At 53.5% G+C, this 22,841-nt stretch carries 20 protein-coding genes and 1 tRNA gene; 8 read left to right on the plus strand and 13 right to left on the minus strand.

What is annotated here, in order from left to right:
- Nucleotides 1–22: 22 nt before the first annotated feature.
- From EX31_RS10170 to aroQ, 3 genes are read left to right on the plus strand one after another with little or no spacing between them, the layout of a single operon-like run.
- Entirely contained in the window at nucleotides 23–1,285 is a 1,263-nt protein-coding gene (locus EX31_RS10170; protein WP_037034508.1) for a gallate dioxygenase, read from the plus strand.
- Nucleotides 1,282–2,115 carry an amidohydrolase family protein gene (locus EX31_RS10175; protein ID WP_037034509.1) on the plus strand — a complete coding sequence of 278 codons (834 nt, stop codon included), beginning with the start codon at nucleotides 1,282–1,284 and terminating at the stop codon, nucleotides 2,113–2,115. The genes EX31_RS10170 and EX31_RS10175 overlap by 4 nt, the downstream gene beginning before the upstream one ends.
- A 16-nt stretch (nucleotides 2,116–2,131) precedes the next feature.
- Nucleotides 2,132–2,572, plus strand: a complete 441-nt coding sequence (aroQ, locus tag EX31_RS10180; protein ID WP_037034512.1) for a type II 3-dehydroquinate dehydratase — start codon at nucleotides 2,132–2,134, stop codon at nucleotides 2,570–2,572.
- A 71-nt stretch (nucleotides 2,573–2,643) separates the two neighbouring features.
- On the opposite strand, the gene EX31_RS10185 is transcribed toward aroQ, so the two are convergent.
- The 3 genes from EX31_RS10185 to EX31_RS10195 form a co-directional block, all read right to left on the minus strand.
- Nucleotides 2,644–3,897 (minus strand): O-antigen ligase family protein, encoded by a 1,254-nt coding sequence (locus tag EX31_RS10185; protein ID WP_037034514.1) that lies wholly within the window; start codon nucleotides 3,895–3,897, stop codon nucleotides 2,644–2,646.
- Nucleotides 3,890–5,002 (minus strand): glycosyltransferase, encoded by a 1,113-nt coding sequence (locus EX31_RS10190; RefSeq protein ID WP_037034515.1) that lies wholly within the window; start codon nucleotides 5,000–5,002, stop codon nucleotides 3,890–3,892. The genes EX31_RS10185 and EX31_RS10190 overlap by 8 nt, the downstream gene beginning before the upstream one ends.
- A gap of 361 nt (nucleotides 5,003–5,363) precedes the next feature.
- Nucleotides 5,364–6,593 (minus strand): LysR family transcriptional regulator, encoded by a 1,230-nt coding sequence (locus EX31_RS10195; RefSeq protein ID WP_037034517.1) that lies wholly within the window; start codon nucleotides 6,591–6,593, stop codon nucleotides 5,364–5,366.
- Between the two features lie 150 nt (nucleotides 6,594–6,743).
- Here EX31_RS10195 and galB point away from each other — a divergent pair, with 150 nt between their 5' ends.
- The 4 genes from galB to EX31_RS10215 are packed head-to-tail and all read left to right on the plus strand — an operon-like array spanning nucleotide 6,744 to nucleotide 10,223.
- The gene (gene galB, locus EX31_RS10200) at nucleotides 6,744–7,490 is read left to right on the plus strand and encodes a 4-oxalmesaconate hydratase (RefSeq protein WP_037034518.1); all 747 of its coding nucleotides are present in this window, start codon (nucleotides 6,744–6,746) and stop codon (nucleotides 7,488–7,490) included.
- Nucleotides 7,487–8,212, plus strand: a complete 726-nt coding sequence (locus EX31_RS10205) for a 4-carboxy-4-hydroxy-2-oxoadipate aldolase/oxaloacetate decarboxylase (RefSeq protein ID WP_037034520.1) — start codon at nucleotides 7,487–7,489, stop codon at nucleotides 8,210–8,212. The genes galB and EX31_RS10205 overlap by 4 nt, the downstream gene beginning before the upstream one ends.
- A gap of 9 nt (nucleotides 8,213–8,221) precedes the next feature.
- Nucleotides 8,222–9,346 (plus strand): 4-oxalomesaconate tautomerase, encoded by a 1,125-nt coding sequence (locus EX31_RS10210; RefSeq protein WP_037034521.1) that lies wholly within the window; start codon nucleotides 8,222–8,224, stop codon nucleotides 9,344–9,346.
- Nucleotides 9,339–10,223, plus strand: a complete 885-nt coding sequence (locus tag EX31_RS10215) for an NAD(P)-dependent oxidoreductase (protein ID WP_037034523.1) — start codon at nucleotides 9,339–9,341, stop codon at nucleotides 10,221–10,223. The genes EX31_RS10210 and EX31_RS10215 overlap by 8 nt, the downstream gene beginning before the upstream one ends.
- A gap of 324 nt (nucleotides 10,224–10,547) precedes the next feature.
- Here the strand turns inward: EX31_RS10215 and EX31_RS10220 are convergent, their stop codons facing one another.
- The 7 genes from EX31_RS10220 to EX31_RS10250 all read right to left on the minus strand — a co-directional run bounded on the left by EX31_RS10220 (nucleotide 10,548) and on the right by EX31_RS10250 (nucleotide 17,638).
- Entirely contained in the window at nucleotides 10,548–11,504 is a 957-nt protein-coding gene (locus tag EX31_RS10220; RefSeq protein ID WP_037034525.1) for an oligopeptide/dipeptide ABC transporter ATP-binding protein, read from the minus strand.
- Nucleotides 11,504–12,532, minus strand: coding sequence for an ABC transporter ATP-binding protein (locus tag EX31_RS10225; RefSeq protein ID WP_037034527.1), 1,029 nt, complete (start codon nucleotides 12,530–12,532; stop codon nucleotides 11,504–11,506). The genes EX31_RS10220 and EX31_RS10225 overlap by 1 nt, the downstream gene beginning before the upstream one ends.
- A 1-nt stretch (nucleotide 12,533) precedes the next feature.
- Complete coding sequence (ddpC, locus tag EX31_RS10230) at nucleotides 12,534–13,445, minus strand: D,D-dipeptide ABC transporter permease (RefSeq protein WP_037034529.1); 912 nt, start codon at nucleotides 13,443–13,445, stop codon at nucleotides 12,534–12,536.
- A gap of 4 nt (nucleotides 13,446–13,449) precedes the next feature.
- Nucleotides 13,450–14,466 (minus strand): ABC transporter permease, encoded by a 1,017-nt coding sequence (locus tag EX31_RS10235; RefSeq protein ID WP_037034531.1) that lies wholly within the window; start codon nucleotides 14,464–14,466, stop codon nucleotides 13,450–13,452.
- Between the two features lie 61 nt (nucleotides 14,467–14,527).
- Nucleotides 14,528–16,108 (minus strand): ABC transporter substrate-binding protein, encoded by a 1,581-nt coding sequence (locus EX31_RS10240; protein ID WP_037034533.1) that lies wholly within the window; start codon nucleotides 16,106–16,108, stop codon nucleotides 14,528–14,530.
- Between the two features lie 47 nt (nucleotides 16,109–16,155).
- On the minus strand, nucleotides 16,156–16,737 hold the full coding sequence (ddpX, locus tag EX31_RS10245; protein ID WP_037034534.1) for a D-alanyl-D-alanine dipeptidase: 582 nt from the start codon (nucleotides 16,735–16,737) through the stop codon (nucleotides 16,156–16,158).
- A 28-nt stretch (nucleotides 16,738–16,765) separates the two neighbouring features.
- Nucleotides 16,766–17,638, minus strand: coding sequence for a MurR/RpiR family transcriptional regulator (locus EX31_RS10250; protein ID WP_013575983.1), 873 nt, complete (start codon nucleotides 17,636–17,638; stop codon nucleotides 16,766–16,768).
- Nucleotides 17,639–18,032: 394 nt separating this feature from the next.
- Here EX31_RS10250 and EX31_RS10255 point away from each other — a divergent pair.
- Nucleotides 18,033–18,108, plus strand: a tRNA-Asn gene (locus tag EX31_RS10255).
- Between the two features lie 261 nt (nucleotides 18,109–18,369).
- Here the strand turns inward: EX31_RS10255 and EX31_RS10265 are convergent.
- Genes EX31_RS10265 through EX31_RS10275 form a run of 3 tightly spaced genes read right to left on the minus strand, consistent with a single transcriptional unit; the run spans nucleotide 18,370 to nucleotide 22,815 of the window.
- Nucleotides 18,370–20,028, minus strand: coding sequence for a glycoside hydrolase family 13 protein (locus tag EX31_RS10265; RefSeq protein ID WP_037034540.1), 1,659 nt, complete (start codon nucleotides 20,026–20,028; stop codon nucleotides 18,370–18,372).
- Nucleotides 20,028–21,683 (minus strand): glycoside hydrolase family 13 protein, encoded by a 1,656-nt coding sequence (locus tag EX31_RS10270; protein ID WP_037034542.1) that lies wholly within the window; start codon nucleotides 21,681–21,683, stop codon nucleotides 20,028–20,030. Before EX31_RS10270 ends, EX31_RS10265 begins: the two co-directional genes overlap by 1 nt.
- Before the next feature lie 22 nt (nucleotides 21,684–21,705).
- Complete coding sequence (locus tag EX31_RS10275) at nucleotides 21,706–22,815, minus strand: ABC transporter ATP-binding protein (RefSeq protein WP_037034544.1); 1,110 nt, start codon at nucleotides 22,813–22,815, stop codon at nucleotides 21,706–21,708.
- Nucleotides 22,816–22,841: the final 26 nt, after the last annotated feature.

A 22,841-nucleotide genomic window follows, 5' to 3' on the forward strand; every position in this document is an offset into this window, starting at 1 on the left:
CAAAAAGTATTGAGGATTTAAGATGGCGAAAATCATAGGCGGTTTAGCAGTTTCACATACCCCGACCATCGGTTTTGCGGTTGACCATAACAAGCAGGATGAAAGCGCCTGGGCGCCGATTTTCGAGAGTTTTGCGCCGATGCAAAAATGGCTGGATGAGAAAAAACCGGACGTGCTGGTCTACATTTTCAACGACCACGTGACCTCGTTCTTCTTCGATCACTATTCCGCCTTTACGTTAGGTATCGACGAGCAATATGAAGTGGCCGATGAAGGCGGCGGCCCGCGTGATCTGCCTGCGGTCAAAGGCCATGCGGCGCTGTCGCAGCATATCGGTGCCAGCCTGATGGCGGATGAATTCGATATGTCTTTCTTTCAGGATAAGCCGTTGGATCACGGTTTGTTCTCGCCGCTTTCTGCCCTTCTCCCGCATGAAGGCGGCTGGCCGACACAAATCGTTCCGCTGCAAATCGGCGTACTACAGTTCCCTATTCCCACCGCCCGCCGCTGCTACAAACTCGGTCAGGCGCTGCGCCGTGCGATTGAAAGTTTCCCGGAAGATTTAAACGTGGCGATTGTCGCCACCGGCGGCGTGTCGCATCAGGTTCACGGCGAACGCTGCGGGTTTAACAACCCGGACTGGGATGAGCAGTTTGTCGATATGATCGTCAACGACCCGGAACGTCTGACCGAAATGACGCTGGCCGAATTCGCCACGCTGGGCGGCATGGAAGGTGCGGAAGTGATCATGTGGCTGGTGATGCGCGGTGCGCTGTCAGCCAATGTGAAGAAACTGCATCAGGCTTATTACCTGCCGTCGATGACCGGTATCGCCACGCTGATCCTCGAAAATCAGTCGCGTGAAGCGCCGTATGATGTGCAACAGCGCCAGCGTGACAAAATCGCGCAACAAATGGCGGGCGTTGAAAAGCTGCCGGGCACCTATCCGTTCACCCAGGCACGCAGTCTGAAAGCGTTGCGCATCAACCGTTTCCTGCACCGTCTGATCCAGCCTGCATGGCGCGAGCGTTTCCTTACCGATCAGAAGGCTATGTTTGCTGAAAACAAACTGACGGAGGAGGAACAAAAGCTGCTGCGCGAACTCGACTGGCGCGGCATGATCCATTACGGCGTCAGCTTCTTCCTGCTGGAAAAACTGGGCGCAGTAGTCGGTGTCTCCAACTTACATATTTATTCCGCGATGCGGGGCGAAACGCTGGAAGAATTCCAGAAAACCCGCAATCAGCAAGTTCTCTATTCAGTAGCAGGTAAAGCGAAAGCATGACAATTTTTGAGCAACCCAAGATCGACACCCATCACCACGTGTTTGATCCGGCGCGCTTTCCGTACCTTCCGGACACGCCGTATCGTCCGGAAGGTCACGAGATTGGCACCACCGAGTATTACCGTGCCGTGATGCAGGCGTACAACATCCGCCACTCGCTGATTGTCGGCCCGACCTCGGGATATAACACCGACAGTGCGTGTCTGCTGGATGCGCTGGCAAAAGGCAGCGGGCGCTTCAAAGGCATTGCCGTGGTGCCGTTTGACATCGGCATTGAGCAGCTTGCAAACCTGAAAAATGCCGGTGTGGTCGGCATTGCCATGAACGTCGCGATGCTCGGCACGGAGTCGTTTTTGCATCTCGACGGCCTGATGGGGCGTCTTGCCGAACTGGATATGTTCGCCGCCATTCAGGTGCAAAACGATCAGCTTCTGGCATTGTTGCCGCTGATCAACCGCAGCAAAACGCGGCTGCTGATTGATCACTCCGGACGCCCTGACGTCACGCAAGGCCTGCAACAACCGGCTTTTCAGGCACTGCTCAGTCTCGCTGACCAGCAAAGAACCTGGGTAAAACTGTCGGGCTTAGCGAAATTCAGCCGTCAGCCTTTCCCGTATCAGGACGGGCACGCCTACCAGCACGCCCTGCTGGATGCCTTCGGCGCCGAGCATTGCATGTGGGGTTCCGACTGGCCGTTTCTGCGGGCGGAGCACCGGATGGATCTCGGCACGTTACTGATGCTGGTCGGACAATTATTCCCTGACGAAAAAATCCGCCAGCAGATTTTGTGGCAGACCCCGAAAGATTTGTTTGGATTTACGGATTACTGAAAAAAGGCAGACACTGATGAACTACAACATTGCCGTATTCAACGGCCCGAATCTCAATTTACTGGGCACCCGTGAACCGGAAACCTACGGTCACGACACGCTGGCGACCATCGAAAAGCTTTGTCATCAGACTGGCGAAAACTGCGGCGCAAAAATCGAATTCTTTCAGACCAATCACGAAGGCGATCTGATTGACCGCATTCAGGCATGCCGTGGCAAAGTGGACGCGATTGTGCTCAACGCCGCTGCGTGGACGCACACGTCCGTCGCCATCCGTGACGCCGTGACCGCCGTCAGCCTGCCGCTGTACGAAGTGCACATCACCAACGTGCATAAACGCGACGCCTTCCGCCACCATTCATTCCTTTCCGACATCGCCGTCGGTGTAATCTGCGGTTTCGGTATTCAGGGCTATGAATATGCGATCAGACAGGCTGTGGTGAATCTGAATAAATAAAGCAGATTTTTGGAAAGTAAAACTTAAATAATATAAGGATTCAGAGTGTGAATCCTTGTATTTCAGGCATGTTATTCAGCAGATTTTCGCGTACCAATACAGCAGACCGCCAGCGATATGACAAACAATGTTGCTGTCTGATCATAAAGAATCACTGAATCCGTCAGTCCGGTAACGAATAAAGCAATAAATGGAAGCACCATGCCTTTAATATTAACTTTCCTCACCCACCCATAGATTAAAACCAGATAAGGCAGCAATAAGGAAAACGTTCCTAATAATCCCTGAAGTGTAGTGACCTCAAGAAATTCGTTGTGCATATTATATTGAACATTGGTATAGCCTTCCGTGTTTTCCGGATGATGCGTTTTGATAAACGCTCTGGCCAACGTGGTTCTCTCATCAGGCGTAGTAAAACCAATATGGTGATGTAACAGGTATATACCACTTTCCCAGATTGCCACCCTGGCCCCCAGTGATGTTGAACTTTGTACATCATATTTCTGGATATCATTAATACCCTGGGCCCAGCGATGCCCGGTGATGCCTAAAATCGTCACAATAGCGAGCACGACCAACCCCGCCATCTGCCAATTTTTTCTTAAGTCTATTTTATACTCTAAAAATATAAAGGTAAGCTTAACGAATATGAGAGCGAGAATGGTAATTCTTGTCCCACATAAATACAGGAGGATAAAGGTCAGTATAAAAGCCCCTAAATCCAGACACTTTGAATAACGATGATTTTCTAACCGGCTTAACCCCAGATAAGCCGCGTATATGAAAATAATCATATAAGAGGACATTGACGATGCATCAGTCGTCAGTTTTATCCGGTCATTCACGGTATAAAAATGTTCATGTAACCCGAAGCCCAGCGTAACAATCAACCCCACCACGATTATTACTTTACTTAAGAATATAGTTTTTTGAGTTGTCAGCGAACCATACACAGAAAGGCATAAGATGACAAAAGCACCCAGCAGGATCCTTTTGCTCCCTACTAAATAATTGTTAATGATGCCTGCGCTCGTCGGCGAGGGATCTATGCCATTATGCTTTAGCATCATTGCCCAGACAAAACGGACTGCGGCTAAAAAAAACAATGAAAAGAACATCACCAGATAAAAATGTTCATTCTTAAATGAGATATCCTTTTTGTAAATAGCATATAAAGTGGTAAAAAAACTGACGTAAGAAACAACATAAAATATTTTTTGTGGCCATCCGGTAATAAACATGCTCAATGAAAGTGAAATGCAAAGAGCAATAACTGATGCATTAACAATTATTTTCAAAGGAGCTGTAGCAGATTTGCTATTCATCTTTTCCCTCAGCAATCTTATTAAGAATATTCTTAAAATTATTCATATACGCATCTTCGTAAAACTTCCCGATACTTTCCTTTATCACGGCCTGCTCTGGCAATACCCGATCACGGCCTATTTTATTAATGATTTGAGAAAGCGTAATAATGTCATTTTGCGGATAAAGTTGCCCATTAATATTGTTTTCAATTATTTCTGACGGACCGCTGATACAATCAGAGGAGACGCAATATATTCCCCGGGATATCGCTTCCAGCAGCACAAGCGGGAAGCCTTCGAAATTAGACGTCATGACCAGGCAAGTGACTTCTTTGATATTATTTTCGACATATTCCCAGGGTTCACTTTGCCATCCATGCCAGGTAATCTGATCAGAAATCCCCGACTGTTGCGTATAAGATTGACATATGGCCAAATCTTCACCATCTCCCACGATATCTAATGACCAGCGGACACTGACCCGGGCAAGCGCATCAAAGAGATCTTTTAACTGCTTTTGTCTTTCAAAATGTATTCTGCCGATGTAGAGGATTCTGAGCGACTCAGGTCTTAAAATAACCGTATCCGTTTTTTTCACGGGGTTAAAAACCACATCGACGTTATTTTTGTCGACACCCAACTCTGTCAGTTGATTTTTTATTTCATCGCTGATCGCAAAATGATGTTCTGCTGATAACAGATAATGCGGGCGATACCGCTCCCGGGGTGGAAGATGCATCCATGTCGATAAAAAAGTCTTATGCGCAGAAAAGGTAATTGCACGACGTGCCATTAAGCTGGGTATTGTATTAAGTGTAATGACATGTTCTGGTTTATATTTTCTGATAAAAAAGAGAAGCCGCAGAGTATGTATGAAGTTTTTTACTTTTTTATTTCGTAGTGTGCAGACACTTTCAAATAGCACGGCATTATCGAGCCAGGATTTTGAGTACGTCTTTTCACCACTATTGATGACAAAAAAACCCGCCTCAAACTCTTCACTCTTTTTGAGTGCTGATATTACCTGGCTGGTCACGTTTTCCATGCCGCCACGCCCGATAAGTAAATCTGTCACAAGCACTATTTTCTTTTTATTAATAACTTCTTTTTCTTTAGTTATCATAGTCCAGTCTCTTCACAGCCCTCAAACCGCGAGAGCAATATTCAACCTTTATTTCTCAACACATATTTATACAAGGTTTATCAAAAAACAGGCATTCCCTTCACAAGGGCGGCCATCTTACCTTAAAATGACAGGCCATTCATGTACAAAACAGACACAAACGTAACCTTGTCTTAAAAATTAGAGAATTCCCAATACTGACAGGGCCTGTAAAACGAGGGCGATCTGATACAGGTATTTTGTTTATACAACGAACCGGAATTCATCCTGTTTGTATTAAGGATAATAATTACCCCAAAACCAAAGCACATAACAACATCGTTCATATTTCACACACGATAATTACCCGTAATCAAAATTCTCATATGAAAATGGGGTTGCCACACACTTTTCTGATCTCCATCACCAGCGCCTCTGCGGCAGGTGAAAGCAGACTTCCGGCGCGGAACGTCAGGCCGATGGCGCGGTGCGTATCGGCCAGATCCAGCGGCAGTTTGGCCAGTTCGCCGGATTCAAGCTCATGCTCAAGCTGGCGCGCTGACACGGCTGCCAGCATGTCGGAACCGAGCAGCAGCCCTCGCACAATCCCCAGATCACCACTTTCCACCACCGGATCCGGCGGCGGCATCCCCATGGCGGCAAAACTGTTATCCAGCAGGTGTCTTGCCGGGGTTTCAGCACGCGGCAACACCCAGCGCGCCTCGCGCAGAGTTTCCTGCGTGACATTTTCTGCCAGCAACGGATGTCCTTTTCTCGCCAGAATCACCATGCTTTCGGTAAACAATGTTTCTGTTGCCATATCAGCCGCATAATCACGGGATCTCAGCGCGCCAAAAATAAAGTCCACTTCGCCGGACCGCAGCTCGGACGCCAGTGCGCTGAAGGCACTTTCGTTGGTCACCACTTTCACGCCGCTGTAGCGCTGCGTCAGGCCGATAATCGCCTGCGGCAGTAAGCGCGTGCGCCCGAGTGGCAAAGCGCCAACCTGCACAGTGCCTTCCAGCACACCGCGACGGGCGGCAATGTCGGCGGGAATATGACGCAATTCATTAAGCGCACGACGCAGGTTCGGCACGATATCCTGCCCCGCAAGTGAAGGCATCATGCCGTGCGGTGTGCGTTCCAGCAGCGCAACACCGGCACCGTTTTCCAGTACTTTCAGCGCAGCACTGACCGCGGGCTGGCTGAGGCCGAGCAGCGTGGCCACCGTCTGCATATGCCGGGTTTTACACAGAGAGATAAAAATTTGCAGACGCCGGACGTTAAACAGATACAGCGGTTCGGTATCCCCGCGCCTTTGCCCGCTTTTGCCCTGTAATTTCGCCAGCTGCGAGGGGATCTGCCGCAATTCGGCAATCGCCCGTCGCGCACGCGGCAGCACGCATTTACCAAAATCCGTCAGTAGCATGCCGTTGGCATGACGTTCAAACAGCGGAACATCGAGTGACTGTTCCAGATCCCGTATCGCCCGTGTTACCGCAGATTGTGTGCGGTACAGTTCATCAGCCGCGCGGGATACACTTCCCTGGTCGACCACCTGACAAAATGCTCTGATTTGCATCAGGTTACTCAGCATCTCAGACTCTGCCATCCCCTTCTCCTTTCAGCTTTTTTTGCGTGACCTTTCCCTGCAATATAAATAAAACGCATACCCCCTGCAATCAAATGAATTACCCGTCGCAGACTCAGACTGACAGCATGGAACTCAGACTTTTTGAGAACAAAAACCAAGGACATCTCCATGACTCAGCCAAAAAAAGAGAACACTAAAAGTGCATTAGTCGTCAGTGCCCACTCTGCCGATTTCGTCTGGCGTGCGGGCGGTGCCATCGCCAGACATACTCAGGCCGGTTACGCCGTGCACATCGTTTGCCTGTCGTTTGGTGAACGCGGTGAGTCTGCCAAACTGTGGCGCAAGGGCAATATGACCGAAGAAATCGTGAAAGCATCACGCCGCGAAGAAGCCATGGCCGCCGCCGAAATCCTCGGGGCCAGTGTCGAGTTTTTCGATATGGGCGATTATCCGCTGCGCGCCGACAAGGAATCGTTGTTCCGTCTGGCCGATGTTTACCGCCGCATACAGCCGCATTTTGTGCTGACCCATTCGCTGAAAGACCCGTACAACTACGATCACCCGATGGCGACGCATCTGGCACAGGAAGCACGGATTATCGCGCAGGCAGAAGGCTATAAGCCGGGCGAAACCATCGTCGGCGCGCCACCGGTTTACTGTTTTGAACCACATCAGCCGGAACAGTGCGACTGGAAACCCGATGTTCTGCTCGATATCACTGATGTCTGGGACAAGAAATATCAGGCAATTCAATGCATGGCCGGTCAGGAACATCTGTGGGAATACTATACCCGCGTCGCCCAACAGCGCGGCGTGCAGGCCAAACGTAACGTCGGGATCACCAGCGCCAAAAACATCGTTTACGGCGAAGGCTATCAGAGCCTCTTCCCGCGAGTGACAGAGGATTTAGCATGAGTCTGGTCGGCAAAAAAGGCGTCGTGGTTCGCCATATTCCACGGGCAAATAAAGCAGATGTGTCGGCACTGGCGGCTTTTGGCGTGGCGACGGTACATGAAGCGCAGGGTCGCAAAGGCTTGCTGGATGCGGGCATCCGTCCGATACAGCAGGATTGTGCGATTTCCGGCAGCGCCGTCACCGTGCTCACCGCACCGGGCGATAACTGGATGTTCCATGTGGCAGTGGAACAGTGTCAGCCGGGCGATATTCTGGTGGTTGCGCCAACTTCACCCTGTTCCGACGGCTTCTTCGGCGATTTGCTGGCAACGTCACTGAAAGCGCGCGGTGTGGTCGGGCTGGTTGCCGATCTCGGCGTGCGTGATACCAAAACGCTGCGCGATATGGGTTTCCGCGTCTGGTCACGGGCCGTTCACGCGCAGGGTACGATCAAAGAAACGCTCGGCTCCGTGAACGTGCCGGTTGTCTGCGCCGGACAGTTAGTGAATCCGGGCGATGCCATTGTGGCCGATGATGACGGCGTTGTGGTCATCCCCCGCGAAGAGGTCGCGCAAGTGGCACAGGCCAGCCGTGAGCGGGAAGCCCTGGAAGAAAGTAAACGCGCAAGAATGGCTGACGGTGAACTCGGATTGGATATCTACAATATGCGCCCGCGTCTGGCAGAAAAAGGCCTGAAGTATTTCGATTCGCTGGAAGAACTGGAAAATGCCGCAAGGCGCTGAGGAGCCGATATGCCGCAGACCCGAATCCCCTGCCTGCTGATGCGCGGCGGGACGTCAAAAGGCGCATTTTTTCTGGCGGACGATTTACCGCACGAGCAGGCCTTACGCAACAATGTGCTGCTGGCGGTGATGGGTTCCCCCGATCCGCGCCAGATTGATGGCCTTGGCGGCGCCGATCCGCTGACCAGCAAAGTGGCGATTATCCGCCCTTCGGCACGCCCTGACGCCGACGTCGATTATCTTTTTGCGCAGGTTAATGTCGATAAAGCCGTGGTGGATTACGGACAAAACTGCGGCAATATCCTGGCTGCCGTTGGCCCGTTCGCCATTGAAAGGCAACTGCTGAGCGCGGTTGAAGGGATTACCCCGGTGCGGATCTTCATGGAAAACACCGGCCAGATTGCGACCGCGCATGTGCCGGTAAAAGAGGGTCAGGTGTGCTATCAGGGGGAGTTGCGCATCGACGGCGTACCCGGCACCGCGGCGAAAATCAGCGTGGAATTTGCCAATATCGCCGGTTCCAGTTGCGGCGCGTTGCTGCCAACCGGTAACGCCCGCGACACGTTCGACGGTATCGACGTCACCTGCATCGACAATGGCATGCCCGTTATTCTGCTGCGCGCCGCCGATTTCGGGCGCAGTGGTTATGAAAGCCGTGAACAGCTGGATGCAGACACGGAGCTGAAAAAACGCCTCGAATCCATCCGCTTACAGGCGGGCCCGAAAATGAAACTCGGCGATGTCACGCAGCGCACCGTGCCAAAAATGACATTGATTGCCGAACCGCGAAACGGTGGTGCCATCTCCAGCCGGACGTTTATTCCGCATCGCTGTCACGCCTCGATTGGCGTACTCGGCGCGGTCAGCGTCGCCAGCGCCTGCCTGATCCCCGGCAGCATCACCGAAGGGCTGGCACATAGGCCGTCCGGCAACACGCCGTTAATCAGCGTGGAACATCCGGCCGGCGAATTCAGCGTGGAATTACAACTCGATCCGACAAAAACAGGGGCAGAACGGCTGGCTGGCTGTGCCCTGTTACGTACCGCAAGGCTGATTTTTGAAGGCCGTGTCGCCATCCCCGCCAGCGTCTGGGACGGTCATCAGGACGATCAACAGGGATCTCATCATGAATAACGTCACCCGCATTACCCTCATCGGCCTCGGCGAAGTGGGCACCATTCTGGCAACGGATCTGAAAAAGCAAAATCCGGCACCGGATATCGTGGCGTTTGATAAGCTGACAGATTCAGCGGTTATCAGGCAGCGCGCCCGTGACGCCGGAGTGCATTTTGCGCCGTCACTGGAAGACGCCGTGAAAGGCAGTCAGATCATTTTCTCCGCTGTGACCGCCGCCGAAGCGTTGAATGTGGCCGGTGCCTTCGCCCGGCATCTCGCACCCGGTCAGTTCTTTCTCGATCTGAATTCAGTTTCGCCGCACACCAAACGCGAAGCGATGGCGCTGATTGAGCAGGCGGGTGGCCGTTATATCGACGTCGCGGTGATGGCGCCTTACCCGCCTGCCCGCCTGAAAACGCCGCTGTTGCTGGGAGGCACGCATGTTTACGCCATCAGCGAATGGCTGAATGAAAACGGATTTAACAGCAAAGTTCACAGCACCAGCGTCGGCGAGGCCTCGGCGATCAAGATGTGCCGCAGTGTGATGATCAAAGGCCTGGAAGCGCTGACTGCCGAATGCCTGAGTGCTGCGCGGCAATACGGCGTCGAGAAAGAAGTGCTGGCCTCGTTGCACGCCAGTTTCCCCTCACTGGGCTGGGACGGACCGTTTCCGCATTATCTTATCAGCCGCATCGCTGAACACGGCAAGCGCCGCGCCGAGGAAATGCGTGAAGTGGTGAAAACACTGGAAGACGTCAGCGTCGCGCCCAACCTGAGCCGGGGAACCGTACTTGCCCAGCAGGGGCTGGTGGATGCGCTGGCCGCGAAGGGGGTCAGATATACGGATCTGGAGCCGTTTGACTGGGGGAGGACAGTAGATCTTTTACGAAAATAAGTTGTCCCTTTCTCACCTGACCGGAGGAGAAAACCGGTCAACTCCCTCCCCTGCGAAGGGGAGGGTTGGGGTGGGGTATTACAGAGAAATCATAGCGTTGAAGTTTGCTTTGGCACGTTTTTACCCGGCGGATACTTCAACAATCGTTTCGCCATTAATACCCCCTCCCCGCCTCCCCCTTCGCAGGGGGAGGAGCTAAAACCAAACTCTGGTCAGATTTAACCGGCGTGCTTCCTTCCCTTCGCAGGGGGAGGAGCTAAAACCAAACTCTGGTCAGATTTAACTGGCGTGCTTCCTTCCCTTCGCAGGGGGAGGAGCTAAAAACTACACCCGCTCCGGCATAACCCGATGACACCTCGCCACCACGCCGCCCACCCCATGCACAAGATCCTGCGGCATCTGACAACCATCCCCGGCCAGCGGACAACGTTCGCGGAAGTAACATCCCATCGGCAGGTTACGGTTGCTGGGTAATTCACCTTTCTTATCGACTATCCCTTCATCAAGCTGACGACCGGCGCGGGGAACCGAATCCAGCAGCAGACGGGTGTAAGGATGTTGCGGTTCGGACAATACTTTTTCCGCAGTACCCAGCTCCACAATTTGCCCGAGATACATCACCGCCACGCGGTCACTCATGTGGCGAACAACCGACACATTGTGAGAAATCAGCACATAAGTCAGATTACGCTGGCGTTGCAGTTCCACCAGCAAATTGAGGATTTGCGCCTGCACTGAAATATCCAGCGCCGAGGTCGGTTCATCCAGCACGATGATGTCTGGCTCTGAAGACAGCGCGCGGGCGATAGAAATACGCTGACGCTGACCGCCGGAAAACTCATGCGGCAGACGGTCGAGGTATTCCCTGCGGATCCCCACCTGCTCTGCCAGCGTCGCAGCCAGTTCACGACGCTCGCGGCTGCTGTTGTGTTTTTGCACGAACACCGGTTCGGTGATGATCCGCCAGACCGGCAGGCGCGGATCCAGCGACGATTGCGGGTCCTGAAACACCATTTGCATACCGGAGCCGAACCAGGAATTGTCATGGCGTGCACGGTGCACTTCGCCGCTGCTCGGCTTTTGCAGCCCCATCAGCAACTGCGCCAGCGTGCTTTTCCCGCAACCGGATTCACCGACAATGCCTAACGTTTCGCCGCGGATAATATTGAGATCCAGCCCGTTCAGCGCGTGCACATAACTGGTGGGTTTACCGCGCCAGTTATAACTGGCCGGGAACCGCACGCGCACATCCTGCAACTCTACCAGTGCTTCAGCCATCATCAGGAATGCTCCTCAATGCGTTGAATGTGGATTTCGCCGGCATGACGCTGCGGATGCCAGCAGGCAACAGATTGCTGCGGAAAATGCGGCAACGAGGCCAGCGCCGGTGTCGCAATGCAGCGGTCATCGGCATGATTGCAGCGGCCACGAAACGCACAGCCCTGCGGCAGTTTGGCCAGATTCGGTACCGTGCCGGGAATGGCTTTCAGCAAACTGCGCGGCTCGCCGTTTTCCGGTGCCGCCTGTAATAATCCGATGGAATAGGGATGCGATGGCGATTCAATTACATCCGCCGTGTTGCCGCTTTCAATCACATGTCCGGCATACATCACATAAACCCGGTCGCAAAGCTGGGACACCACCGCCATATCGTGAGTGATAAATAACACGGCGGTTCCGCTGGCACGGGCTTTGCGCTGGAGCAAACGCAAAACCTGACGCTGCACCGTAACATCCAGCGCCGTGGTCGGTTCATCGGCGATAATCAGCTCCGGCTCGCAGGAAAATGCCATGGCGATCAGTACACGCTGACGCATACCGCCGGAGAGTTCGAACGGATAACGTGACATCACCTGTTCAGCATCAGCAATCTGCATGTCCTGCAGCAGGCCGATGGCTTTTTGCCACGCCTGCGCCTTGCTGAGTTTTTGGTGCAGACAAATGACTTCGCACATCTGACGGCCAATTTTACGCGTCGGATTCAGGGCGTTCATCGGCTCCTGGAAAATCATCGCCACGCGCGCGCCGCGCAATGTACGCATCTGCTCCTCACTGGCGTGAATCACGTCGGTGCCGAGCATGCGTAACGCACCGCCGGTCACGGTAAAACCGTCAGGTGGCAGCAGGCGCATCGCCATCATCGCCGTGACCGATTTGCCTGAGCCGGATTCACCGACCACGCCGACGATTTCGCCAGCGTTCACTGAAAGCGACACCTGATTCAGCGCTTTCACTTCTCCGCCGTAAACCGGAAAGACCAGTTGCAGATTGTCGATTTCCAGTACCGGCGCCTGGGATTGTTCAGTCATCTCAGCGCCCTCTGCTTTTCGGATCCAGCAGGTCGCGCAGACCGTCGCCGAACAGGTTAAAACCGGTGGCGGTAATCAGAATTGCCACACCTGGAAAGGCTGAATACCACCATTGATCGAGAATATAATTGCGTCCGTTGGAGACCATCGCGCCCCACTCTGCGGTCGGTTGTTGCGCGCCCAGGCCGATGAACCCTAACGTTGCCGCCATCAGAATCGAGGTACCGATATCCAGAGAAGCCTGCACCACCAGCGGCGGCATCACATTGCGCAGCACGTGCCAGGTAATGAGATGCCAGCGTGACGCGCCGAACGTCCGCGTAGCCTGCATATAAGCCTGATGACGCAGCATCAGCGTCTGACCGCGCGCCAGCCGCACATAAAACGGAATGCGCACCACCGCAATCGCCAGCATGGCGTTAAACAGGCTCGGCCCGAGCGCGGCGGCCAGCGCCATGGTTAATACCAGCGACGGCACCGACAGCATGATGTCCATGCAGCGCATAATCAGCGCATCCACCACACCGCCGAACACGCCGGAAAAACAGCCAAGCAACGAGCCTGTCGTGCCCGCGATGATCACCACCGCCAGCCCGGCGGCTACGGATTGCTGGCTACCTATCAGCACACGACTGAACAGATCCCGCCCGACTTCATCAGTCCCAAACCAGTGCAGCGCGGAAGGTGCCTGCAAGCGGTCGGTCAGGCTGATGGCGTTAGGATCGTGCGGCACCAGCCACGGCGAAAAGATCATGATGAAAAGCACAATCAGCATGATCGCCAGCCCTAACATCGTCAGCGGACTGCGGCTCAGCAAATAGAATGTGCGCCGCCAGTTGGCAAAGCGCGGTTTGACATCTGGCGCCACGATGTCAGCCCGATGATTATTGACGCCCGGTTCAATCACAGACATTGGCTCACCCCTCACGGCCGATGCGCGGATCGATCCACACATACAGTAAATCGACGCATAAATTGACGATGACGTAGGCAAACGACACCACCACTGCAAAACCCATCACCGCCGGGAAATCCAGCGCCTGAATCGAATTCACCACGTACGCGCCCATACCCGGCCAGGCGAACACCGTTTCGGTCAGCACCGCGCCATACAACAAATCGCCCATCGCCAGCCCGAGCACGGTGACCGACGGGATCAGCGCGTTCGGCAAGGCATGGCTCAGAACCACCCGCCAGCGTGACAACCCGTTAGCCCGCGCCGTCCGAATGTAGTCTTCACTCAGTTGCTCAAGCATCGCCGAGCGAATTTGCCGCGCCACGATACCCATGTGTACAAACGCCAGCGTCAGCGCAGGCATCGCCAGATGTTGCAGGCTGTTCCAGAAGGCGTCCCGGTTACCGGTCAGCAGGGAATCGAGCACATAAAAGCCGGTGATATTGGCGGGCGGATCCATCCAGTCATCCAGCCTTCCGCCGCCCGGCAGCAGGTTCAGATGCCCGTAGAACAGGATGATGACGCCCAGTCCCAGCCAGAACGCAGGCGTGGAAATCCCCAGCACGGAAAGCAAACGCACCAGATGATCCGGAAATTTATTGCGGTACACCGCCGACAACACGCCCAGCGGAATGCCGAGCACAATCGCCAGAAACAGTGCGCTGACCGCCAGTTCCAGGGTCGCCGGGAAGAACGCTTTCAGGTCTTCGAGTACCGGACGACCAGTACGGATCGACGTGCCCAAATCGCCGTGCAACAAATCGCTGACGTAACGGAAAAACTGCACGTAAAGCGGCTGATTCAGTCCCAGTTGCTCACGAATATGTTCGACCATTTCATTGCTTGCACGATCGCCCGCCAGCAGCCGCGCCGGATCTCCCGGGATCATATGCGAGATGATAAAAGTAATGACGCACACGCCCGCCATCACCAGTATCAGACCCCAGCAGCGCTGGCGAATCAGAGTCCAAAAAGTCATAGTTTTTCCCCGTAAAACCCCTTCCAGGTCGTGAAAGGGGTTTTCGTGAATGATATTGCGGTTATTGCTTATGCATCTGACCAACATTGAAGACTTGCTCAAGCATCGGGTTGAAAACAAAGCCTTTAACGTCTTTATTCATCGCCACCTGATAGTTTTTCTGGAACAAATACACGTATGCCGCTTCGTCGATAACGATTTTCTGCGCCTGCTGGTAATAGTCGGTGCGCTGTTTCTGATCGGTCACTGACACGGCTTTTTTCAGCAACGCATCCACGTCAGGATTTGAGTAGAAGGAACGGTTACCGGGCAGGCCTTTTTTGTCGGACTCAAACCAGTAGTTCATAAACATGTACGGGTCGGCGAAATCCGGGCTCCAGTTACCGATTGAGATGTCGTAATCACCTTGCCCGATGCGGTCACGCATGGTGGCGTTAGCCAGTTTTTCCAGCTTCACGTTAATCCCGGCCTGGCCGAGGCTGGCCTGCACGGAAAGCGCGATGGATTCCCAGTTCGGATCGTTATCGGAATACAGGAAGTCCAGCGTCTGCGGCTTGTCTTTGACTTTCTCCAGGTCAGCTTTGGCCTGCGTCAGATCTAAGGTGTATTGCTTCGCCGTCGGGTCGAAACCCCACATGCCATCAGGAATTGGCCCGCGCATTTGTTTGGCGTTGCCGCCGAGAATGCCTTTCACCATGCCCTGATAATCCACGGCAGAAGAAATTGCGCGGCGTAAATCCACCTGATTCAGCGGCGTTTTGCCGTTATTGAGATACAGATAGGTCACGCGCAACGACGGGAATTCTTCCACGGCGACTTTATTTTCTTTTTTCAGGGCAGCCAGCTGGTCCATCGGCAGGGAATCGGCAATGTCCAGATCCCCGCGCGACAGTTGCAGGCGGCGGGTGGCGCTTTCACCGATAATTTTCACGGTCACACGTTTAAAGGCTGGTTTTGTGCCGCTGTAATGCGGATTGGGCACCAGCACCAGTTGCTGACCTTTTTGCCAGCGATCGAGTTTATACGGGCCGGAACCGGCAGTATGTCCCGCCAGCCACGCCTTACCTTCATCGGCCGGATTGGCTTTGGCAATCGCCGGATTGACGATACCCGCGCCGTCATTCGCCAGCGTGTACAGGAATGGCGCGAACGGCGTTTTGAGCGTAAAGGTCACCGTCATCGGATCGACAACGGTCACCGTCATGTCTTTCGGGAAGGCTTCCGACGGCCCCTGACCGATTTTCATCAGACGTTCGAACGACCATTTCACCGCATCGGCATTGACGTCGGAACCGTCATCAAATTTAGCGCCCGGCTTGAGTTTGAAGGTCCAGACCAGTTGATCCGGTGATGCCGTCCAGCTTGCCGCCAGATCCCCTTCAACCTGCGTCGAGCCTTTGCCATCTTCGGTTTTATACTGCACCAGACGCTGATACGCCGGATACGTGACCGTCCAGTCGTTGTTGTCGATAGTCACCGCAGGATCCAACGTTTGCGGATCGGCTGCTTTACCAATCACCAGCATGTCTTTCGGCACGGCGGCCTGCGTGGCAAAACTTAAGCCTGACAAGGCGAGAAAAATGGCACCGGCGACCTGTGTTTTCGTATTTTTGCGGAACGTGTTGATTGCTGTGTTGCTCATCTGAGAACTCCTGGCTCTGTCAAAAAGTGATAAGAGACGTGCAATAATTACGCGGCATTAACCGGCGGATAGCAGCCGAACCGCTCTTCCAACAACGGATACGTTTTGGCATCCGGTAATTCAAAGTGCCACCACTCGCTGGTGATACCCTTAAAGCCACCCGCCGCCATCACAGCGTTGAGCAGCAAGCGGTTACGCTGAATATGTGGCGGTAAATCGGGGTAAAACGGATGCGATACTTCGGTCATTTCATCGAAGCCCGCGCCCATGTCCACCACCTCACCCTGTTCATCCAGCAAGGTCAGATCCACCGCCACACCGCGGCTGTGGTGCGAACCGAGTCTGATATCCACCACATAATCCGGATTCGGAAATGCCGCCCACAAACAGGCCTGCGCCGCCTGCGGCCGGTAAGCGTCATAGATTTTCAACGTGAATCCGGCCAGTTTCGCGACTTCGTTACAACGAACCAACGCCGACGCGGCATCGGGATGCAGCAGGCAGAGGGATTCGCGATAAATCGGCTGACCGGTCAGGTTATCGGCGGTGGCATATTTCAGGTCGATCACCGCATCGGGCAGAATTTCAGCCAGATCGATCAGGGCAACATCAGGTGTTTTCGTATTCATCAATAAATCTGTCCGCTGGTTTAGAAATTCAGGATTCAAATTGTCCGAGCTGTTTTTGCAGAATGCGGTTATTCGCCAGGCGCTGTTCTACATCGTGACCGCGCAGTTCGAGCACCGCCGAGCACAACAGATTGAACAGGCAGCTTAGCGGCGCCATCGAGTCCCAGAACTGGCCGGTGTCGGTTTTCACCTGCAATAAATCCACCGGATAATCGCGCGCCCACGGACAGTAAATGTCGGTGATCAGTGCCACGTTCAGGCCGCGTTCACAGGCAGCTTCGCAATAAGTTTGCGCCATCTTCGAATAGGCACGGGTGTCGGTCACCACCAGATAAGGCTGCGCGAATTCCGAATTCAGGGATTCGACATAGGTGCCGGAAAGCCCGTCGGCGAAATAGACTTTTGGCCGTAAGTACTCGAGATAACTGGAGAAGTTGTTGGCAATGCCGCGTACCGACTGGATACCGAGAATAAACACCGCCTCCGCATCGGCCAGACGGCGGCTGACCTGTGCAAAACTGTCAGTTTGCGCCAACTGATACACGTGATTAATGGCTTCGAGTTCGAGCGTCAGCGACTGTTGCAACTTTTCCTGCTGCGGCTGTTTGCTGCGTTCGCGATAAGCGCCCAGACGGTCGGTAACCACCCACGGCTGATATGACGTGCCGCTTTGCAGGCGCAGCGTTTGCTTGAAGTGATCGAGATTGCGATAGCCGAGGCTGCGCAGATATCGCCCGACAGAAATGCCACTGGTCGCCGCGCTGCGCGCAATGCTGTCCGCCGTTTCAAACGGGATCTGTGCAAGATTTGCCAGCAGATAGCTGGCAATGCGTTTGCCCGTGGGTGTCTGCCCGGCAAACGAGGCTTCGATTTGTTCAATCACATCCTGCGCTGGCTGCATCAGTTAATCCCCTGTTGTTTCATTGTCAAAAAGCTAGCCGTTGTTAGTGAAATAACAATGCACGGGGTGTGCCAGTTTCGAAATATGAGTGAAATTTGTGCAGCAGATCTGAATTTATGACGATTTTATGGCCGGTGGCTGGCAAAAAACTTGCAGAATAACGGCCAGAATAAAACTTACCGATAACCCCTGCACAACAATCAGGCAACTTGTGAATGCTTTTAGTGCAATACAGACGTGAAAAGGCGTGACGTACAGAAAAATGGCAGAGGTTTTAATCACTTTGCCTTAATAGTCAACAAGTTGAATATTAAGAAAGCAGTCAGACAACTTTTTTCGTTAACCCTTTGACATGCCCACAGGCAGTCGCTATTATTCGCCCCGTTCCAACGATTCCTCTGTAGTTCAGTCGGTAGAACGGCGGACTGTTAATCCGTATGTCACTGGTTCGAGTCCAGTCAGAGGAGCCATATTAGAAAGGCCCGCTTAAGGAAACTTAAGCGGGCCTTTTGCTTTTTATACGCCGGAGCCCCTGCCTGTATGGCGTTGATGCAATCAGTGAGTGTGAAAATAGTCCTGATGCATTTTCAGTTTCCCCTCCGCGCCGGGAAATTTGGTGGTCAGATTTGGGGTCAGGTGAGTTCGATTCGGGTTGATACGGAACCAGGGCTTACCGGAGGTAAACCCTGCATTCTGGCTATTTATGCGCAGAATATTCCCGCAGACAGAGCTTAACGTTGATAAATCCGTGTCTCATAGGGCCGTAAAATGTGCAGCGCTCCCTCCTCCTGATAGTTACCCAGTAGCAATTGCGCATCTTCCAGCGCCAACTGTTGTGAATCAACTTCTTGTGGACAGGCGCTGAAATTACCGATCACCAGGATCTGCTGATTCTCCAGCGTACGCAGATAGGCGTAAATATGGGGATGGGAAGGCAACAGGAGTTGATAGTTCCCCTCAATCAGCGCTGGCATCTGCCGCCGCAGGCGGATCAGCGCACGATAAAAATTCAGAACGGAATGCTTATCTTCGCGCTGCTGCGCGACGTTGATTTCGCGGTAATTGCTGTTTGCAGGAAACCAGGGCGTCACGGAGCTGAAACCGCCATGAATGCTATGATCCCACTGCATCGGTGTACGTGAGTTATCGCGCCCGGTACGGCTAAGAATTGCCAGAATGTCTGACTCCTCCATGCCCTGTCTGCGCATTTCATTCGCACGTTTTCTTGCGGCAACATCGTCAAAATCATCCAGGCTGGCGAAATGCGTATTGGTCATGCCGAGCTCTTGTCCCTGATAGATAAACGGCGTTCCTTTCATCAGGAAGTACATAGCCGCAATGGCAGTCGCACTCTCACGATGATAGTTTTCCGCGTCGCCCCATCCTGACACCACGCGGGGAAGATCATGGTTCTCGACGTATAACGCATTCCAGCCTTTATTTTCCAGCAGCGTCTGCCAGCGCGTGAAAATATCTTTTAAGCCCATCAGATCGAGGCCAGACAGCGGTTTAGTGTGTTGACCGTCCTGCCACAGCTTTACGTGCTCAAACTGAAAGATCATGTTCAGTCTGCCGCGCTGCTCACCAACCCACTCCTCGCCCTGTTCAGCGGTGACGCCGTTCATCTCACCGACGGTAACAATGTCGTAGCGGCTGAGTACCTGTTCACACATGTCATCGACGTAATCGAGCAATCCGTCATAATTCAGATGGCGTTCGAACGACGGCACATAAGGGAGTCCCTGCGGATTAGGCATGTCGCTGAATGCTGGCTCTTTTTTCATATGGCAGATAGCATCAATTCGGAAGCCGTCCACGCCTTTATCAAGCCACCAGCGCATCATGGTGTAAATGGCCGAGCGCACCCCGGGGTTCTCCCAGTTGAGATCCGGCTGCCTTTCAGAAAACAGATGTAAAAAGTACTGCCCGGTGGCCACGCTATATTTCCAGGCGGATCCGTTAAAAATGCTCTCCCAGTTATTCGGCTCGCCACCCTGTTTACCGTCGCGCCAGATGTACCAGTCGCGTTTCGGATTATCGAGGGAGGAACCCGACTCCACAAACCACGGATGTTCATCAGAAGTATGATTAACGACCAAATCAATAATCAACCGCATCCCGCGCAGATGAACCTGCTTCAGCAGGTGGTCAAAATCGGCCATCGTGCCAAATTCTGCCATGATTTGCTGGTAATCGCTGATGTCGTAGCCGTTGTCGTCGTTGGGTGACTGATATATCGGACAGATCCAGATCAGATCGATCCCCAGATCCTTAAGATAATCGAGTTTTTCAGTTATGCCGTTAATATCGCCAATACCGTCGCGGTTGCTGTCTTTGAAGCTGCGTGGATAGATCTGATACGCCACGGCCTCTTTCCACCAGTTTGCCATCAGAGGCTCCCGATTAATAAAGCAAAAGATTCATAGGGTTGCAGTTGTAAACGCGCATCCAGTTGCTCACGTGGCGCATAGTTACTGATCAGGCAATGGCCCTGTAACGACTGCAGGTTGTCCGGCACGTCAAGCGTCAGAGGTTCACGGGTGAAATTATTGATCACCACCAGCGTCTGGTCGCCCGACGTGCGTAACCAGGCAAAAACCTGCGGATGGCTGTTGAAAATCTGCCTGAAGTCGCCGTGAACCAGCAGCGGTTGTTGCTTACGCAGCGCCACAAGTTTCTGGTAGTGGTAAAAAACAGAGTTGGGATCGTCAAGCGCCGCCGCCACGTTTATCTGTTTATAATTGGGATTCACGTCAATCCAGGGCAGTGATGTTGTAAAACCAGCATGCTGACTGCTGTCCCACTGCATCGGCGTTCGGGCGTTATCGCGACCGTTGGCGTGGATCCCCCTCATCATCTCTTCGTGACTGACGCCTTCGGCCACCCGTTCCTGATACAAATTCAGACTTTCAATATCCCGATAGTCGTCAATACGCGGAAAACGCACGTTGGTCATGCCAATCTCTTCGCCCTGATAAATGTAAGGCGTGCCTTTAAGGCAATGGAGCGCTGTGGCCAGCATTTTTGCCGACTCGACGCGATACTGACCGTCATCGCCAAATTTGGAAACGGCGCGTGGCAAATCGTGATTACTCCAAAACAGCGAGTTCCAGCCGCGGTGTGCTAATGCGGTCTGCCATTTGTCGATAACAGCCTTGAAACGCAGCAGATCAAAGGGCTTGTTGCGCCATTTTCCATGATGTTCATCCCAGAAAAGCCTGATGTGCTCAAACTGAAAGACCATCGTCAGTTCCTGCCGCGCTTCGGCGCTGTAAAGCAGTGCATCTTCCGGCGTTGCACTCCACGTCTCACCAACGGTTATGCTGCCGTACGGGCCAAAGGTGGCGCGGTTCATCTGATGAAGATAAAGATGCAGATTTTTACCGTTTGCCATGATCTGTTGATCGACGTCTTTGCCGATCAGGTCAATAACGTCCATTCTGAACCCGCCGATACCACGCGCCAGCCAGCGGTTCATCATCGCGTGGATGGCGGCACGTACGTCGGGATTTTCCCAGTTGAGATCCGGCTGGCGCGTTGAAAACTGGTGCAGATAATATTCCCCACTGGCCTTATCCAGTGTCCAGGCGCTGCCGCCAAAATGGGAACGTTGATCATTGGGCGGTCCGCCGTCGGCCGCCGGTTTGCGCCAGATGTAGAAATCACGGTAAGCACTGTTTTTTGATGTCAGCGCATCAATAAACCACGGATGCTCATCGGAGGTGTGATTGACAACCAGATCCATAAGAATGCCGATATCCCGTGCTTTTGCTTCCGCGATCAGATGCTCCATTTCAGCCATCGAGCCAAAAATATCGGCAATATTCTCGTAATCGGAGATGTCATAGCCGTTATCGTCCATCGGCGAACGATAAACCGGCGACAGCCACAGCATGTTGATGCCGAGCTGCTGCAAATAGTCGAGTTTACTGATGATGCCGTTGAGATCACCGATACCGTCACCGTTACTGTCCATAAAGCTGCGCGGATAGACCTGATAAACCACGGCATCCTTCCACTGCTGTGCGCTGTGCATATCACTCATGACTTTCTCTTCCCTAAACGAATTAATGATTCATGGTCAGATGGCGATGGAACGCCCGACCGTGACTGTCGAACAGGTAACAGCGCTCCACCGGCAGCCGCACGCCAACGATCTCGCCAACCTGAATGGCTGAACGTTCTGCGTGACGGACCACCCAGGGTTCACTGGCATTGCCGTTATCCAGATACAACAAGGTTTCGTTGCCCATCTGCTCAACAAACATCACCTCTCCCTGATATTCACACTCTTCCCGATTGCCGCTGCGAATATGTTCCGGGCGAATACCCAAGTTCACGCTGCGGCCCTGTGCCGCTGCCGGCGTGGCAACAGGCAGAACCAGCGCCTTGCCGTTATCCAGCTCGACCACGCTTTGTTGTTCACCCGCCTGGCGCAGCGTGGCAGGAAGCAGATTCATCTTCGGCGAACCGATAAACTGCGCCACAAACTCATTGGCAGGTTGGTCGTACAGCTCCAGCGGCGTGCCCACTTGCTCGATGTTGCCCTGATTGAGCACCACAATACGGTCGGCAAGCGTCATCGCCTCGACCTGATCGTGGGTGACATAAATAATGGTGACGCCCAGACGTTTGTGCAGGGCCGACACCTCCATGCGCATCTGCACGCGCAGGGAAGCGTCAAGGTTTGAAAGCGGTTCGTCGAACAGGAACAGGCGGGGTTCACGCACGATGGCACGGCCAATCGCTACACGCTGGCGCTGGCCGCCGGACAAGTCTTTTGGCCGTCGCGCCAGCAGGGGTTCGAGCTGTAAAATACGTGCGCACTCACGCACGCGCTGGTCGATTTCGGATGCCGGATGGCGCGCAAGCTCCAGCCCAAACGCCATATTCTGATAGACGCTCATGTGCGGATAGAGGGCATATGACTGAAATACCATGCCAATGCCGCGTTCTGCTGGCGTGTCATCGTTCACATAGTTCCCGTCGATATACATGCCCCCGCCACTTATCTCCTCAAGCCCGGCAATCATCCGCAGTAGTGTTGACTTGCCGCAGCCGGAAGGCCCGACGATCACCACAAACTCTCCGCTTTTAATGTGCAGATCCAGCGATTTGATGACCTCTGTCTTTGCACCATAGCGTTTTTGAATCTTGTCCAAGGTCAGTTGCGCCATATTCCCCTCCGAATCCATGATGTTGT

This window comes from Rahnella sp. WP5 (assembly GCF_000745615.1).
GTDB classification, from domain to species: Bacteria; Pseudomonadota; Gammaproteobacteria; order Enterobacterales; family Enterobacteriaceae; genus Rahnella; species Rahnella aceris.

Coding starts and splice junctions, on each gene's coding strand:
- EX31_RS10170 (WP_037034508.1), top strand. CDS start 23: ATGGCGAAAATCATAGGCGGTTTAGCAGTTTCACATACCCCGACCATC.
- EX31_RS10175 (WP_037034509.1), top strand. CDS start 1,282: ATGACAATTTTTGAGCAACCCAAGATCGACACCCATCACCACGTGTTT.
- aroQ (WP_037034512.1), top strand. CDS start 2,132: ATGAACTACAACATTGCCGTATTCAACGGCCCGAATCTCAATTTACTG.
- EX31_RS10185 (WP_037034514.1), bottom strand. CDS start 3,897: ATGAATAGCAAATCTGCTACAGCTCCTTTGAAAATAATTGTTAATGCA.
- EX31_RS10190 (WP_037034515.1), bottom strand. CDS start 5,002: ATGATAACTAAAGAAAAAGAAGTTATTAATAAAAAGAAAATAGTGCTT.
- EX31_RS10195 (WP_037034517.1), bottom strand. CDS start 6,593: ATGGCAGAGTCTGAGATGCTGAGTAACCTGATGCAAATCAGAGCATTT.
- galB (WP_037034518.1), top strand. CDS start 6,744: ATGACTCAGCCAAAAAAAGAGAACACTAAAAGTGCATTAGTCGTCAGT.
- EX31_RS10205 (WP_037034520.1), top strand. CDS start 7,487: ATGAGTCTGGTCGGCAAAAAAGGCGTCGTGGTTCGCCATATTCCACGG.
- EX31_RS10210 (WP_037034521.1), top strand. CDS start 8,222: ATGCCGCAGACCCGAATCCCCTGCCTGCTGATGCGCGGCGGGACGTCA.
- EX31_RS10215 (WP_037034523.1), top strand. CDS start 9,339: ATGAATAACGTCACCCGCATTACCCTCATCGGCCTCGGCGAAGTGGGC.
- EX31_RS10220 (WP_037034525.1), bottom strand. CDS start 11,504: ATGATGGCTGAAGCACTGGTAGAGTTGCAGGATGTGCGCGTGCGGTTC.
- EX31_RS10225 (WP_037034527.1), bottom strand. CDS start 12,532: ATGACTGAACAATCCCAGGCGCCGGTACTGGAAATCGACAATCTGCAA.
- ddpC (WP_037034529.1), bottom strand. CDS start 13,445: ATGTCTGTGATTGAACCGGGCGTCAATAATCATCGGGCTGACATCGTG.
- EX31_RS10235 (WP_037034531.1), bottom strand. CDS start 14,466: ATGACTTTTTGGACTCTGATTCGCCAGCGCTGCTGGGGTCTGATACTG.
- EX31_RS10240 (WP_037034533.1), bottom strand. CDS start 16,108: ATGAGCAACACAGCAATCAACACGTTCCGCAAAAATACGAAAACACAG.
- ddpX (WP_037034534.1), bottom strand. CDS start 16,737: ATGAATACGAAAACACCTGATGTTGCCCTGATCGATCTGGCTGAAATT.
- EX31_RS10250 (WP_013575983.1), bottom strand. CDS start 17,638: ATGCAGCCAGCGCAGGATGTGATTGAACAAATCGAAGCCTCGTTTGCC.
- EX31_RS10265 (WP_037034540.1), bottom strand. CDS start 20,028: ATGGCAAACTGGTGGAAAGAGGCCGTGGCGTATCAGATCTATCCACGC.
- EX31_RS10270 (WP_037034542.1), bottom strand. CDS start 21,683: ATGAGTGATATGCACAGCGCACAGCAGTGGAAGGATGCCGTGGTTTAT.
- EX31_RS10275 (WP_037034544.1), bottom strand. CDS start 22,815: ATGGCGCAACTGACCTTGGACAAGATTCAAAAACGCTATGGTGCAAAG.